Consider the following 15428-nt stretch of genomic DNA (forward strand, 5'->3'; position numbering starts at 1 on the left):
ATGCAAGTAGCGATCGTCACGGGCGCGACCGGCGGAATCGGTTTCGGTTGCACGACAAGGCTCGCCGAGATCGGCATCGCGGTGTTGGCGACCGGGCGCGACGAGGACAAGCTCGCCACACTGACGCACGCGATCAACGATCCCGATCGGGTTGCCACACACGCCGTCGATCTCACCGATGACGACGCGCCCACGCAGATCACGAAGGCCGCGCTCACCCGTTGGGGCCGGATCGACTTCCTGATTAACAGCGCCGGGGTGGGTAGCCCCAAGCCGCTCCACGAAACCGACGACCAATCATTGGATCACTTCTTGGGTTTGATGCTGCGCGCACCGTTTCGCCTGACGCGCGAAGTGCTGCCGCACCTGCGGCCGGGCTCAGCGATCATCAACATCACATCGACGTTCGCCGTGGTGGGCGGCATGCGCGGCGGCGCCTACTCGGCCGCCAAGGGCGGCCTCACGGCCCTGACCACCCACATCGCCTGCCAGTACGGCGCACGCGGAATACGCTGCAACGCAGTCGCTCCCGGAGTCATCCAGACGCCTATGACCGAGCATCGGTTGCAGGACCAGCGGTTCCGGCGGATCAATACCGAAATGACACCGCATCAGCGGTTGGGCACCGTCGACGACGTCGCGAGCACGGTGGCGTTCCTGTGCTCTCCCGGCGGAGCCTTCATCAACGGCCAGACCATTGTCGTCGACGGTGGGTGGAGTGCCACCAGGTACCTCTCGGACTTCGCGCTCAACTCGGAATGGACGGCGGCTCAACCTGACTCGAAGTGACGCCGAATGCCGGAAAGCATCGCGGCGTGGGCTTTAACCGCCTCGCGGACCGTGAATGCCGCCAGGGGCCGCGGTGCGGCTATCCGTATCCGCTCGGTAAGACGGGTGCCGCCGTTGGTCGGCGCAAAGGTTACCGTTCCGCGCAGGCGCACCCCTGGCCATTGATCGGCTTCGGTCCTCACGATGCTGGTCAAGGGACCTGCCACGGGGACATCCAGCCGCGCCCGGTAGGAGACCCGAGTGGTGAACGGGCCCAGACGAATTCGATCGACCACCCGATAGCTCTGCTGGTAGCCGTCCGGGCTTTCGGTGCGAGACAGCGTTTCCACGGACACGATCAGCGGGTGCACGACCTTGATGTTGTCCAAGTCCACATAGAAATCGCGGACGGCGTCCGGCGGCGCGGCGATCTCTTCGGTGAGGGTCCGCTCGGTGTGGACGATCCACCAGCTCACTGGTGCCCGCCGAACACGGCGAGCAGCTCGGTGGTGCGCCACCAGACCAGGGCGGCGAAGACAGTCAAGACGGCGATCGTCACGCCGACTTGGATCATGTTTCGCCGTTCCCGGGGCGCGTATACGAAGGCCGCGGCGACGAATGCACCCGTGATCAACCCGCCTACGTGTGCCTGCCAGCTGATCAGCTGGGAACCGACCGCCGGGGCGACGAAGGTGAAGGCCAAGTTGATCACGATGAGCGCGACGACCCAGCGCACGTCGAGATGGAGCCGCTTTGCCACCACGAAGGTGGCGCCAAAGAGGCCGAACACCGCCCCCGAGGCCCCGGCCGTCGCCGTGTTCAGCGGTGCGATGAGGTAGACCAGCACCGAGCCACCCAGGGCGCTCAGCGCATACAGCGCGACGAACCGCAGCCCACCCAGCCACATCTCCAGCGGCGGACCCACAACGTATAGCGCCCACATGTTCAGCAGCAGGTGCATCACGCCGTAGTGCAAGAACGCCGCCGTCACCAACCGGTACAGCTGGCCGTCGGCGACCGCCGGCGGCCACAGGGCGAGCTGCCTCTCCAGGTCCCCCGAGGTCACCTGCAGCGTGAAGGCCGCCAAGTTCAGCGCGATCAGCAAGTATGTTGCTATCGGGTTGACCGAGCGCTGCTGTCCGCCGAAGTGCGTTTGGGGCTGGCGAACGGTCCGGGCGCCCGCTTCGACGCACTCGGCGCACTGGTGGCCGACGGGGCTCACCCGCATACATTCCCCGCAGATGTACCGGTCACATCGGGTGCAGCGGACGTAGGTCCGGCGCCCGGGGTGGCGGTAGCAGGCTGGCGACTCCGACGTGCTGGGCCCACTCATCGCACCATTGTTGCTTGGGCATCCCAGGTGCGTTGACCTACCGTGGGTTCCGTGGAGTCCGTCGGGACATGACCGGGGTGGTTGAGCGCTATCTGGCGTGCCTGGCCGCTCACGATTGGGACGGCCTGGCCGCCACCATCGCCGACGTAGGCTTGACCCGCGAGGGCCCATTCGGCGACCTCATCGAGGGCAAAGACCACTACACCGCCTACCTGCGCAAGGTCCTCACCGACCTCAAGGGCCATCGGCTGGATGTACAACGCATCTCCCACGTGGATAACCGGGTGTCCTACGTCGAGCTGACCGAGGCATTCGAGATCGACGGAGTTCCCAAGATGTGGCCCGAGTGCCTGCTTTTCGAGCAGGATGCCGACGGGCTGATCTCACACGTCAGCGTGTTCTTCAAGCAGCTCAGTTAACGCGCGCCAGGGAGGCGCCCAGCTGGCATTCGCGGCGGCTGCGCCACCGGTCGCGGCGGTGCCGGTGTGGCCGGCGGTGCTGCTGCGCCCGCTGGCGCCGCCGGTTTCGGTGCCGCCGCCGGGGCCGCCGGTGGCTGCGCCGACGGTTTCGGTGCCGCCGGCGGCTCTATCCCCGCCCTGGCCAGAGCGCCGGATCGCGTGGCCAGCAGGTCCTGCTGTGCGGCCTGCACGGCCTGGACGGACTGGAGAGGAGACGCGTTGGCGGCTTCGGCGGCCGCATATGAGTTAGCTCCCTTGTTCAGCGTCTGAACAATCTCATCGTGAAACGTGACCGCCTGAGCGCTCAGCGTCTGATAGGCCTGGGCGTGCGCGCCGAATAACGCCGCGATCACGGCCGATACCGCGTCGGCGCCCGGAGCCTGAACCCCCGATGTCGGGATCGCTGCGGCCGCGTTGGCCGTGCTGATCGCCGAACCGATGGCCGCAAGATCCGATGCCGCCGCCGCCACCAGCTCCGGGTACGCGTTTACAAACGACATTTAGACACCTTTCACCAGGCCCGAGGACCTATCGGATTCATACGGTCGCCATTGCCAAAGATCAGCCGAAATAAATCGTAACCGGGCCCCAGAGGTGCCTCGTGCACTAATTTTCTTGGACCCCTTGATGCCGGCTTACCAGCCCGGGATCAAACCATGGAGGAAACCCGACCGCTGGGTGGCCATGTTCAAGGCACCCGAAGTGATGAAGCCCAGGTTGAGAAAGCCCGTGTTTGAGACGCCCACGTTGAGGATGCCCACGTCGCTCATGCCCGGATTAAAGAAACCCCTGCTGAGAGCGCCCGAATTAAAGAAGCCCACGTTGTTGCCGCCGGTGTTTCCGATGCCTGTGCTGTTCTTACCGATGCCGGAATTAAACAAGCCGACGTTCAAATCACCTTCGCTCGTATTATTTCCCACGCCCGAGTTAAAGTCTCCGGTGTTGAAGAAACCCGAGTTTCCGACACCGATGTTTCCATATCCTGAGTTATCGAGATCGAGTAACTCCGTAGCGCCAATAGCCGTGTTGTACGTACCCGAGTTGAAAACACCGGTGTTGGTGTTGCCTGAATTGGCCCAACCGGTGTTGTGGGCGCCTGAATTGAAGGAGCCCGTGTTGCTGCCTTGCCCGAGGCCCGAGTTGAAACTACCAAAGTTGAAGCCGTCGCCCGAGTTGAAGTTGCCCACGTTATTACCGAACGACGAGTTGAAGTTGCCCACGTTGCCGCCGCCCCCGGAGTTGAAACTACCAACGTTGAAGCCGCCGCTACCGGAATTGAAGCTACCCATGCTTGTGTCGCCCGAGTTCGCGAAGCCCGTATTCAGGCCGCCTGAGTTCGAGAAACCCGTGTTGACGTTGCCCGAGTTGAAGAGGCCGGTGTTGATGAGACCCGAGTTCCCGATGCCGAGGTTTCCCTCACCGGAGTTGAAGAAGCCGATATTGTTGGTGCCGGAGTTGAACAAACCGATGTTTCCGCTACCGGAGTTCAGCCCGCCGATACCGAACTGATTGTCGCCGGTAAGCCCGATGCCGAAGTTGTTGCTGCCGGTGTTTCCGAAGCCGATGTTGTTGTTGCCGGTGTTGCCGAACCCAATGTTGCCGTCACCCGGGGTCCAGCCGGGGCCCGAATTACCGAAGCCGAAATTTCGATCGCCTAGGTTTCCGCTGCCGAAATTGCTGTCGCCGATGTTGCCCGATCCGACGTTGGAATCGCCTGTATTTCCGTTGCCGAGGTTGCGGGCCCCGTTGTTGCCTGACCCCAGATTGTTGTTGCCAGTGTTTCCGGAACCCAGATTTCGGTCACCGGCGTTGCCGCTCCCCAGGTTGTAGTTTCCGGTATTTCCCGAGCCCAGATTGGTATTGCCGAGGTTTCCCGAACCCGTGTTGGCGTCGCCCCGGTTTCCGCTGCCCAGGTTGGCGTTACCGCGGTTGCCCATGCCGAGGTTGTCGTCGCCGGTGTTTCCAGAGCCGAGGTTGTTGTTGCCGGTGTTGCCGATGCCCAAGTTGCCGTCGGACAGGCCCGGCACGGTCTGCAGGACCTGTTGCCACGACTGCAATGCCGAGGCGGCCGCCGAAGCGCCGCCGTGGTATCCGACCATGGCGGCCACATCCTGGGCCCACATCTCCTCGTACACGCCTTCGGCAGCCGCGATTGCCGGAGCGTTTTGCCCGAACACATTCGAAAGCACCAACTGCACAAACGCATTGCGATTGGCGGCCACCGCCAGCGGATGAATCGTGGCTACTCGAGCGGCCTCGAATGCGTTCGCTATCGCTTTGGCCTGGGCTGCCGCCCCGGCAGCTTGCGCCGCTGCGGCGCTCAGCCACCCAGCATACGGCGCTGCCGCGGTGATCATCGCCTGCGAGGCCGGGCCCTGCCAGGCCTGGCTGGCTAACGCCGACGTCATCGACCCGAACGAGTCTGCGGCCGAACCCAACTCCGCGGCCAATCCGTCCCACCCGACCGCAGCCTGCAGCATCGGACCTGACCCCGCACCGGTGAACATCCGCAAGGAATTGATCTCTGGAGGCAACACCGAATAATTCATCACCACGACCCTCTCGACGACAACAACCCTGTGTCGGCGGAGCGTAGCAGTGCGATTTGACACGTGTCAGGCAAATGAGAATGCTCGTCTGCCGCAACGTATTTACAAGTCGCACTTGTAAATTCGCGGTTGGTGGCGCCTCGTGGGGTTCCTCTTCGACGCACTGCGGCTCACCACCACCGCTCCCACAAACTACGGCTAGCGTTTCGGCATTGCCCGACGACCCCACCTATAAAGCGACACGTCTTGTAACTACTCGAGGTGTTCCCTGGTCAGCGGAATTGCCTTACTGTGAATTGCGTGGAGTCACACGCAACGCCCGAATTGGTGCCCGTCGAAACATTGCACTCAGGTGACCCGATCACTGACGGCGGTCAACGTTACATAGTTCTTGAGTCGAAGGCCGTCGGCGACAGCTGCGTGGTCCTCGAACTCGAGTCCAGAGTTGACCATCAACTTCAGGTCATCGAGAAATCGTTCCCAACCGGGTACCACGTCGGCAAGGCAAACCACCGAATTCTCTAAACCGCATCTGTAGTCCGAATACTGCGGCAGCGGGGCCCGTGCGCGGGCCGCCGCTAGCTCATGCAGTTTCACTGCGCGGCGGACGTTGATCGTTGGGATCGTTCGGGTCTGGTTCGCCAAACCAGCGCGAGGGCTCATGCTGACCGTATTCGTCATGCCAATCCCACCACTCATAGGGCGGGGTCTGCGGGTAGCCCTCCGGGGAATCCTCCCAGAGCTCCTGCCGCCCAAGTGCCGTCATGTCCAGGAAGCTCCAGGTCGTCCCCAGCGCCTCGTCACCCCGGCTGTTGATGAAGTAAGTGCGGAACACCCGGGAACCGTCGCGGATGAACGCGTTGGTGCCATGCCACTCGTCCACGCCGAAGTCCGCGTCCCATGAATGGCCACTGTCGTCGGTGATCGTGTACCACGGCATCTGCCAGCCCATCCGCGCCTTCAGCCGATCGATGTCTGCCTGCGGCGCACGCGAGGCGAACACCAGCGTGGTATCCCGGGCGTTCAGATGCGCGACGTGGCCGATGTTGTCGGCAACCATGGAGCAGCCTCGGCAGGCGTGATCGGGCCAGCCATGCACGTCGGGCTGGAAGAAGGCGCGGTAGACGATGAGTTGGCGCCGGCCAGCGAACAAGCCCAGCAGATTGACCCTTCCCTCGGGCCCGTCGAACACGTACTCCTTATCCACAGCGAGCCATGGCATGCGCCGACGCTGCGCGGCCAGCGCGTCCCGGGCACGCGTCAGCTCCTTTTCCTTGACGAGCATTTGCTGGTGCGCGGCTTCCCATTCCTGCGCCGACACGATCGGGGGTCTCTTCATTTCGGTCATCCACCTTTCTGTTCTTGTTGTTTACCCACTCAGACGTGAGCACCGGCCGACGACAGCGACGCCGAGATCGCGCGGCCGAATCCGCGGCTCGCCCCGGTCACGATCGCCGTCGTGCCGGCGAGGCCGTCGGCATGGGTTTGTATGGGTTGGTTCACGGTCGTGCTCGCTTTCGATGTTGGATTGTGGTCATCCATGCAGATACATGTCGGCGCGACGATTCATCGCTGCCCAGGTCCCCGATGATTTTTGGCCGCCGCAGCTGTCTACGTGGATAGCGGGGCCGACGGGGCCGACGGGGCCCTCGCCCCCGCCGCACCCGACAGATGGAGCACGACGTGCCGGTCCAGGAGAACTTCATCGAGGCGGCGGCGCCCTTTCGCGCCGAACTGATCGCGCACTGCTATCGCATGCTGGGTTCGGTGCATGATGCCGAGGATCTGGTTCAGGAGACTTACCTGCGGGCCTGGCGCGGGTACGAAGCGTTCGAAGAACGCGCGGCCCTGCGGACCTGGTTGTACCGGATCGCGACGACCGCGTGCCTGCGTGCGTTGCAGGGCCGCGCGCGGCGGGTGCTGCCGGCCGGGTTGGGCGGCGCCTCGGTGGACCCGGATGCCCGCCTCGATGGCGCGGCCTTTGATGGCACGGCACACGCCTGGCTCGAGCCGATCCCCGACGCCCTGACACCCGAAACGGCTTTCGCCACACGACAGAGTGTCCGGCTGGCGGTGATGACGGCCCTGCAGGAACTGCCGGCGCGCCAGCGAGCCGCGTTGATCCTGCGCGACGTCGCGCAGTTCAGCGCCGCCGAGGTTGCCGAACTGCTCGAAACCACGCCCGCAGCCGTCAACAGCTCGTTGCAACGGGCCCGCGCACATCTCGCCGAGATCTCCCCCGCCGAGGAAGACGTGGTCGAACCCGACTGGGACAACCCGGCCCAGCGCCGTGAATTACTCGACCGTTACTGTGCGGCATTCGAAAACGCGGACATGGCCGCCCTCACCGAGCTACTGCAAGCGGACATCAAGCTCGAAATGCCGCCGGTGCCAGTGTGGTTCACCGGCCGAGACGCCGTGCTGCGCTTCCTGGCCGCGCGCGCGTTCACAAGGGCCGGCGATATCGTGATGATTCCGACCGCCGCGAATGGGCAACCCGCCGTTGCCGAGTACCGCCGCAGCCAAGATCACCTCATGCGGGCCCACTCCATACACGTGCTCACCACGGGCGAGACCGGGATCGCCGCCATGACCGTCTTTCTCGATGCCACGCTGTTTAGCGCATTTGGATTGCCGTCGATACGGTAGTCGGGATCGCGCGTGTGCGATCGCCTCGGTTTTGGAAGCCATTCTCCGGGGCACCACAGTCATTGATGTCAACACGCCGCACATCTATGGCCCCCATCGGTGGACACGTTCTTATGGCGCCACCAGTATTAGCGCGGTAGGTGTATCTGAAGGGTGACGGTGTGAAGATTCCGGGTGTGCCCAGCCTCGTCGGCGATGTAGCCGGCGGTCTGACCGGAGCGGCGATGCAGGCAGTGCGAGCCGGCGTGCAAACCGCGGCCGGCGCAGCGGGTGCCGTGCAGACGTTGGCCAGCCCGGTGGTGGAGCTAGTTGGCCCGGTGGTGCAGTCAGCAGCTCACTCGACCGGCCGGGCGCTGGGACTGAGGGTGTCCCCGGATGGATCTCCTGACCGCATCGAGCCGCCGGTGCGTTGGCATAGCGGGCGCCGGGTTCATTTCGACCTGGATCCGTTGTTGCCGTTCCCCCGCTGGCATGACCACGCGGCGGTGGTGGAGGAGCCGGTTCGCAGGATTACGGGCGTGGCCAAGGCCCACGTCGAGGGGTCATTGGGCCGGTTGGTCGTCGAATTCGACGAGGATGCGGACAGCGACATCGTCCTAGACGAAGTGCGGGAAACGGTTGCCGCGGTAGCGACCGACATATCACTGACGGGACCGACGTCGGCGCCTCCGGCGGCGCCGTTCGCCGACCCGGGTAACCCGCTGGCGATTCTGGTCCCGCTCACCGCGGCGGCGATGGACGTCGTGGCGGTCGGTGCCGCGGTGACCGGCTGGGTCACCCGGCTGCCCATGGCACCGCGGAGCGCACGAGCCGCGGCGGCACTGCTGAACTATCAACCGCGGGTGGTGTCCGTCCTGGAATCGAAGCTGGGCCGAGTAGGCACCGACATCGCGCTCAGCGGGTCGACGGCGTTGGCGTACGGACTGAGCCAGTCAGTGGGCACGCCCATGCTGGACCTACTGCAACGCGGCCTTCAGCTCTCCGAGGCGGCGGCACACCGGCAGCGGTGGCGCGACCGAGAGCCCGAACTCGCCTCGCCCAGCCGGCCACAGGCTCCGGTGGTGCCGGTCCTCTCCTCTGCGGGAGCCGAATCGCAAGCGCCGCGACACAACTGGGCAGCGGCAGCGGCGGGTGAGGCCTCGCACGTCGTCGTCGATGGCGCAATCGACGCCGCGATCGATACCGCCAAGGGGTCCATGGCGGGCCCGGTGGAGGAATACGTGGGTCAAGCGGCCGGTGGCTCGGTGATTGCCGCGGCAGGTGCGTTGTTCGCCGGCGGCGGCGCCGGGGAGGCCGCGGAGGCGATCCTCGCCGGCGTACCGAAGGCCGCGCATCTCGGCCGGCAGGCCTTCGCCGCCACACTCGGTCGCGGTCTGGCAAACGCCGGGCTACTCGTTCTCGACCCGGGCGCGCTGCGCCGCCTGGATCGGGTGAAGGTGGTCGTCATCGACGGCGCTGCGCTGCGCGGCGATCACCGCGCTGTCTTGCGTGCGCTCGGAGATGAACCCGGCTGGGATGCCGAACGCGTCTACGAGGTTGCCGATGCCCTGCTCCATGGTGAGGAGGCCCCCGACCCCGACCCCGATGAGTTGCCTGCCACCGGCGCACGGCTGCGCTGGGTTAGGACGCAGGGCCCGTCGGCGGCACCCGCACAGGGCCTCGAACACGCCGACCTGATCTGCGACGGCCAATCCGTGGGCAGCGTCGACGTTGGGTGGGAGGTCGACCCATACGCGATCCCGCTACTGCAGACGGCGCACCGGACCGGAGCCCGGGTGGTGTTGCGCCATGTAGCCGGCACCGAAGATCTGTCCGCCAGCGTTGGCTCGACGCATCCGCCGGGTACGCCGCTGCTGAATTTGGTACGGGAGCTGCGCGCGGATCGCGGACCGGTATTGCTGATCACGGCACTGCACCGGGACTGCGCATCGACCGACACCTTGGCCGCGCTTGCCATCGCCGACGTCGGAGTCGCTCTCGACGACCCCCGCGCGGCTACACCATGGACCGCCGACATCATTACCGACACCGATCTCGCCGCGGCGGTGCGGATCCTGTCCGCGATCCCGGTGGCCCGCTCCGCGAGCGAATCGGCGGTACACCTCGCGCAGGGCGGCACCACGTTGGCTGGGCTGCTGCTGGTTACCGGCGAACAAGATCGATCCACGAATCCGGCGAGCTTCCGTCGCTGGCTCAATCCGGTCAACGCGGCCGCCGCAACGGCTTTGGTGTCGGGAACCTGGTCGGCCGCAAGGGTGCTGCGGCTGCCGGATCCGACCCCGCAACCGCTGACCGCGTGGCACGCGCTGGACCCCGAGATCGTTTACTCGCGCCTAGCCGGCGGCGCTCGCCCCCTGGCTGTGGAGACCGGAACTTCGACATGGCGCCGCCGTCTCAACGACCTGTCCTACGAGCCGCTGATGGCCCCCCTGCGCGGCCCGGCACAAAGCCTGGGGCGACTTGCCGTCGCCACCAGGCACGAACTCGCCGATCCGCTGACACCCATCCTGGCGGTCGGAGCGGCGGCATCGGCGATCGTCGGCAGCAATATCGACGCGCTGCTGGTCGCGGGCGTGATGGCCGTCAACGCCCTCACGGGCGGGGTGCAGCGGTTGCGAGCCGAGGCCGCGGCCGCCGAACTGTTCGCTGAACAAGACCAGTTGGTGCGCCGCGTTGTGGTCCCGGCGGTAGCGACGACGCGTCGCCGGTTGGAGGCCGCCCGGCACGCCACCCGCACGGCCACCGTCTCCGCGAAGTCGCTGCGACCCGGCGACGTCATTGACCTGGCCGCCCCGGAGGTGGGCCCGGCGGATGCCCGGCTACTGGTGGCTGAGGACCTCGAGGTCGACGAGTCCTTCCTCACCGGTGAGTCGTTGCCGGTCGATAAGCAGGTCGAGCCCGTCGCCGTCGCCGACCCGGACCGGGCCAGCATGCTGTTCGAAGGCAGCACGATCGTCGCGGGACGGGCCCGCGCGATCGTCGTCGCCACCGGAGTCGGCACCGCCGCGCACCGCGCCATCTCGGCGGTCGCCGACGTCGAAACCTCGGCCGGCGTGCAGGCTCGGCTGCGCGAGCTGACCAGCAAGGTCCTCCCGCTGACACTTGCCGGTGGCGCGGCGGTAACCGGTCTGGCGCTGCTGCGCCGCGCATCGCTGCGTCAGGCGGTAGCCGACGGAGTGGCAATCGCGGTGGCCGCGGTTCCCGAGGGCCTGCCATTGGTGGCGACCCTGTCCCAGCTTGCCGCGGCCCAGCGCCTGACGGCGCACGGCGTGCTGGTGCGCTCTCCGCGCACCATCGAGGCGCTGGGCCGGGTCGACACCATCTGTTTCGACAAAACCGGCACGCTAACCGAGAACCGGTTGCGCGTTGTTTGCGCCGTGCCCGGCACGGCCAGCCCTAAGGGTCCGTTGCCGAAGATCACCGATCAGCGCTCCATCGAGGTACTGCGGGCCGCGGCCCGCGCGTCCACGCAGCCCCACAACGGGGAAGGGCATGCGCACGCCACCGACGAGGCAATCCTTACTGCAGCGAGTTCGATTGATAGCCAAGATGATTCGGAATGGAAGGTACTGGCCGAAGTACCTTTCGAGTCCAGTCGCGGTTATGCCGCGGCGATCGGCACGGCGGGCACGGGCGCGGCACCGATGTTGATGCTGAAGGGCGCTCCGGAGACAGTCCTGCCGCGCTGCCGGTTCGCCGATTCCGGGGACGATTTCGAGGCCGACCTGCTGCATGCCGAGTCATTGGTACGCAGCCTCGCCGAGCAGGGCTTGCGGGTGCTCGCGGTGGCGCAGCGGCCCTGGGAGAACGGGACCACCGACGACGAGGAGACCGACGCCGACGCCGTCGACGCCGCTGCGCACGACCTCGAGCTGCTCGGCTACGTCGGTTTGGCGGACACCGCGCGAGCGTCATCGCGCCCGCTGATCGAAGCCTTGCTGGACGCCGAGCGCAACGTGGTGCTGATTACCGGCGACCACCCCGTCACCGCGCGGGCGATCGCTCGCCAGTTGGGCCTGCCCTCGGATGCCAGGGTGGTGACCGGCGCCGAGCTCGCCAATCTGGACGAAGATGCGTCCGCCAAACTCGCCGCCGACGTGCAGGTGTTCGCCCGTGTCAGCCCGGAGCAAAAGGTACAGATCGTGGCGGCCCTGCAGCGTTGCGGGCGAGTGACCGCGATGGTCGGCGACGGGGCCAACGACGCCGCCGCCATCCGGATGGCCGACGTCGGCATTGGGGTCAGCGGTCGCGGTTCGTCGGCCGCCCGCGGCGCCGCCGACATCGTCTTGACCGACGATGATCTCGGCGTGCTGCTCGACGCGCTGGTCGAAGGCCGCAGCATGTGGGCCGGTGTTCGCGATGCGGTCACCATCTTGGTCGGCGGCAATGTCGGCGAGGTGCTGTTCACGATTATCGGAACGGCGTTCGGCGCCGGACGGGCGCCGGTGGGCACTCGTCAACTGCTGCTGGTGAACCTGCTCACGGATATGTTCCCCGCGCTTGCCGTGGCCGTCACCTCGCAATACGAGGATCCGGAGGAGGACGAGGATCTCAGCGACGAGGAGGTTGCCCAAGCGCGGCGGTCACGCCAGCGCGAAGTGCTGACCGCGGCGAAGCCTTCACTGGACGAGCCGTTGATGCGCCAGATCGTCAACCGTGGCGTCGTCACGGCGGCGGGAGCAACGGCCGCGTGGGCCATCGGGCGTTGGACGCCGGGCAGCGAAAGACGCACGTCGACGATGGGATTGACGGCTCTGGTGACGACACAGCTGGCGCAAACTCTGTTGACCCGCAGTCACAGCCCACTCGTCGTGGCGACGGCGCTGGGCAGTGCCGGCGTGTTGGTCGGCATCATCCAAACCCCGGTTCTCAGCCAGTTTTTCGGCTGCACACCGCTGGGACCGGTCGCCTGGACCGGAGTGGCCACCGCCACGGCAGGAGCCACCGCGGTCTCAGCGCTGGCGCCCAAGTGGTTGGCCAAGACCGTGGGTGCTGTGCGACCCGATCAGGAGGAGCCCGAAGGCTAGGTCGACAGCTCCCTGCGCACGACCTTGCCTGCGGGATTGCGCGGAATACTGTCGACGATGTTGATGTCCCTGGGCTGTTCGAAACGAGAAACCTTGCCCTTCAAGAACTCCCGCAGGGCCTGCGTATCGAGGTCGCTGCCCGGCCGCAGGACGACGTAGGCGGCCAATCGACGTCCGAACTGCTCGTCAGGCACTCCGACGACCACATTCTCGGCGATGCCTGGGTGCCGGGCCAGCGCATTCTCCAATGCGCGGGGATAGACGTTCTCGCCCCCGGAGACGATCATGTCGTCTTCGCGGCCAACGATATACAGCCGACCCGATTCGTCGAGGTAGCCCATGTCTCCGGTGTTCGTCATCCGGTCGATGACCGCTTTGCCGCCGCCCCCGGTATAGCCCGGTGATGTCAGCTCACCGCCGACGAAGACGCGTCCGATGACACGAGGCCCGACGGGCCTGCCGTATTTGTCGAAGACTCGCACCGGGCATCCGGCAACGGGTTTACCCACCGTCTCCGGGAACCGTCGCAGTTCGACCGGCGTTGCCAGTGCGCCGATGCCGACCTCGGTGGAGCCGTAGAGGTTGTACAGGATGTCACCGTAGTCATCCATGAACCGGCGCGTCAGATTGGGATCGAGTCGGTCGCCGCTGGAAATCGCTACCTGCAGGCACGGCAGCGGATTTCGGGTCCGTACCCGCTGCGGCAAGTCCAGAATGCGGGCCAGCATGATCGGCACCACGCTCAACGCGTCGGCGCGATGCAGCGACGCTTGTGCCAGTGTGGCTTCGGCATCAAAACGCCGACGCGTCAGTACCGTGCCGCCCAGGCCGATGGCGAGCATCAGCATGCCGAAACCCAGCCCGTGAAACATCGGTACCGCCAGGGCGACTCGCGATCCGACACGTAGTTGGGTGCGGTCCAGAATCGTGACGCCAACGCCGACTCCGGAACTCATCGTGGGTGTGCGCGACACCCCCTTCGGTACACCCGTGGTGCCCGAGGTGAGCAGAACGATACGGCCCGCCGGGGCGACCTTGGGTCGCGAATCTGCCTGCGGCGCAACGGTTTGAGGATCGATAGCCCGTATTGGCTCACCAGTTTGGTCTATCTGGTCGACGAATTCTTTGTCGCAGAACATCGTTCGGATCTGGTGTGTGTTCACTGCGCCGGCAAGGGCGTCGCGGCGAAACTCGGTGTTCACCAACACAACATCGGCGCCTACCAGGCTGGTCGCGAATACTGTCGCTACGAAGTTGCGCCCATTGCGGCACATGATGCCCACCGCCTGGCCCGCTTCCACATCCGCGCGAAGAAGTTCGTGGGCCAAAGACTCGGTGAGCGACTGCAGTTCGGAATAGCGCAATGCGCCGTCGTCGTCGACGATCGCCGTTCTGTCCGGCCATCGCGCGGCCGCAATCGCAAGCAGAGTATAAAAATTCGCGCCACCCCGATAGATCTCGCGGACGAGCCGCAACACCGCGACCGGGCTCGGCGGACCGAGCAGACCCGAACGAAGCATGGCCCGAGCCGCGGTACCTGCCACACTGCCAGTCATCGACGATCCCCTTGCTCGCTGCCGAGTTCCCGGCCGGATTCGGCGAAGAACCGACGATGCCATACACGGGCGGCGAGATCGGCGGGCCCGGCCAGCAGCACCGAGGCTAGCTCGGCGGGCCGCATCCAGGGCGGTTCGATCGTGCGCGGGCGCTCGATGATTGCCTTGGCGATCGTGTCGGCGGCCTCATCCGGATGCAGGCCCGGAAGCGTGCCCAGGATGGGAGTGGGCGCAATCATTCGGGTGCGGACCAAGGCAAAGTAGACCGTGGTCACGGCCACACCGTCGACATGCAGTTCCGGCGCCACACTGCGCAGCCAGCGATCGAAGGCGCCCTTGGACGCCTGGTAGGCGCCCCATTGCGGACCCGGAACGACGCGCACACCGACGCTCGACACGTTCACAATGTGCCCCTGACCGTTCTCGCGCATCGCCGGGAGCAATCCCAGGAGCAGCCAGATCGGGCCCAGGTAATTGATGTCGATGGTCCGCTGAAAATCATGCGGCCGGTCGTATTGGTGATGCAGCGACCGCCGCAGCGACTTGCCCGCGTTGCTCACCACGATGTCCAGCGGTCCGTGGTTCTCGGTGATCTGTTTCGCTAGCTCGCTGACGGCAGTCTCGTCGGTGAGATCGGCGGGGTAGGCGACGGCCCGGCCGCCGCCGGCGTTGACCGAAGCGGCAAGGTCGTCGAGCCGTTCCGCCGATCGGGCCACGACCAGCACGGTCGCCCCGGCCGCGGCCAGTTTGCGGGCGGTTGCCTCGCCGATTCCGTACGACGCGCCGGTCACGAGTACGGTCTTGCCGGAAACGGCGCTGCGCAGCCTGTCGGGATCTGTTGTGCGCGCCGGATTGACCAGTCTGTGAGTAACCGCCGTCAAGGCCTGCGCTGCCAGATTCATTTGGGCTGCGTCCCCCCGATTAGGTTCGACCGATCTCCGCTCAATGCCACTCTTGCAGCCGAGCGTGTGCCGCGTCAGTGGTTTCGCGCGGCGAACCGTTTTGGCAGTTCGGCGGTCAAGTGCTCGGTGAACGGATGAGTTGCGACACGGTTACGGACGCATACCTATCCGCGAATCACTGATCAC

At 65.8% G+C, this 15428-nt stretch carries 13 protein-coding genes; 5 read left to right on the top strand and 8 right to left on the bottom strand.

Going from position 1 to position 15428, the window contains the following annotated elements:
* On the top strand, nt 1-789 hold the full coding sequence (locus MSIMFI_RS05315) for an SDR family NAD(P)-dependent oxidoreductase (RefSeq protein WP_191496417.1): 789 nt from the start codon (nt 1-3) through the stop codon (nt 787-789).
* Here MSIMFI_RS05315 and MSIMFI_RS05320 read toward each other — a convergent pair.
* The gene (locus tag MSIMFI_RS05320; RefSeq protein ID WP_396819461.1) at nt 771-1286 is read right to left on the bottom strand and encodes an SRPBCC family protein; all 516 of its coding nucleotides are present in this window, start codon (nt 1284-1286) and stop codon (nt 771-773) included. The genes MSIMFI_RS05315 and MSIMFI_RS05320 overlap by 19 nt on opposite strands.
* Nucleotides 1241-2101: a rhomboid family intramembrane serine protease gene (locus MSIMFI_RS05325; RefSeq protein WP_191496419.1), complete on the bottom strand. Its 861-nt coding sequence runs from the start codon at nt 2099-2101 to the stop codon at nt 1241-1243. The genes MSIMFI_RS05320 and MSIMFI_RS05325 overlap by 46 nt, the downstream gene beginning before the upstream one ends.
* Before the next feature lie 68 nt (nt 2102-2169).
* Here MSIMFI_RS05325 and MSIMFI_RS05330 point away from each other — a divergent pair, with 68 nt between their 5' ends.
* Nucleotides 2170-2520, top strand: a complete 351-nt coding sequence (locus MSIMFI_RS05330; RefSeq protein ID WP_191496420.1) for a nuclear transport factor 2 family protein — start codon at nt 2170-2172, stop codon at nt 2518-2520.
* Here MSIMFI_RS05330 and MSIMFI_RS29200 read toward each other — a convergent pair.
* Nucleotides 2517-3059, bottom strand: coding sequence for a PE family protein (locus MSIMFI_RS29200; protein WP_318187375.1), 543 nt, complete (start codon nt 3057-3059; stop codon nt 2517-2519). The two genes, MSIMFI_RS05330 and MSIMFI_RS29200, sit on opposite strands and share 4 nt — an antisense overlap.
* A gap of 135 nt (nt 3060-3194) precedes the next feature.
* A complete protein-coding gene (locus MSIMFI_RS05340; RefSeq protein ID WP_191496421.1) occupies nt 3195-5108 on the bottom strand; it encodes a PPE family protein in 1914 nt (637 codons plus the stop codon).
* Between the two features lie 300 nt (nt 5109-5408).
* Here MSIMFI_RS05340 and MSIMFI_RS05345 point away from each other — a divergent pair, with 300 nt between their 5' ends.
* On the top strand, nt 5409-5633 hold the full coding sequence (locus MSIMFI_RS05345; protein WP_186241065.1) for a hypothetical protein: 225 nt from the start codon (nt 5409-5411) through the stop codon (nt 5631-5633).
* Between the two features lie 58 nt (nt 5634-5691).
* Here MSIMFI_RS05345 and MSIMFI_RS05350 read toward each other — a convergent pair whose 3' ends face one another.
* Complete coding sequence (locus MSIMFI_RS05350) at nt 5692-6447, bottom strand: DUF899 domain-containing protein (RefSeq protein WP_191498036.1); 756 nt, start codon at nt 6445-6447, stop codon at nt 5692-5694.
* A gap of 38 nt (nt 6448-6485) precedes the next feature.
* Complete coding sequence (locus MSIMFI_RS05355) at nt 6486-6611, bottom strand: hypothetical protein (protein ID WP_263597331.1); 126 nt, start codon at nt 6609-6611, stop codon at nt 6486-6488.
* A gap of 168 nt (nt 6612-6779) precedes the next feature.
* Here MSIMFI_RS05355 and MSIMFI_RS05360 point away from each other — a divergent pair, with 168 nt between their 5' ends.
* Both MSIMFI_RS05360 and MSIMFI_RS05365 read left to right on the top strand, forming a co-directional pair.
* The gene (locus MSIMFI_RS05360) at nt 6780-7757 is read left to right on the top strand and encodes a sigma-70 family RNA polymerase sigma factor (protein WP_191496422.1); all 978 of its coding nucleotides are present in this window, start codon (nt 6780-6782) and stop codon (nt 7755-7757) included.
* A 161-nt stretch (nt 7758-7918) separates the two neighbouring features.
* A complete protein-coding gene (locus MSIMFI_RS05365) occupies nt 7919-12784 on the top strand; it encodes a cation-translocating P-type ATPase (RefSeq protein WP_224770087.1) in 4866 nt (1621 codons plus the stop codon).
* On the opposite strand, the gene MSIMFI_RS05370 is transcribed toward MSIMFI_RS05365, so the two are convergent.
* Nucleotides 12781-14340: an AMP-binding protein gene (locus MSIMFI_RS05370; RefSeq protein WP_191496423.1), complete on the bottom strand. Its 1560-nt coding sequence runs from the start codon at nt 14338-14340 to the stop codon at nt 12781-12783. The two genes, MSIMFI_RS05365 and MSIMFI_RS05370, sit on opposite strands and share 4 nt — an antisense overlap.
* Nucleotides 14337-15242, bottom strand: a complete 906-nt coding sequence (locus tag MSIMFI_RS05375) for an SDR family NAD(P)-dependent oxidoreductase (RefSeq protein ID WP_191496424.1) — start codon at nt 15240-15242, stop codon at nt 14337-14339. The genes MSIMFI_RS05370 and MSIMFI_RS05375 overlap by 4 nt, the downstream gene beginning before the upstream one ends.
* Nucleotides 15243-15428: the final 186 nt, after the last annotated feature.

Source organism: Mycobacterium simulans (assembly GCF_900232995.1).
Classification (GTDB): domain Bacteria; phylum Actinomycetota; class Actinomycetes; order Mycobacteriales; family Mycobacteriaceae; genus Mycobacterium; species Mycobacterium simulans.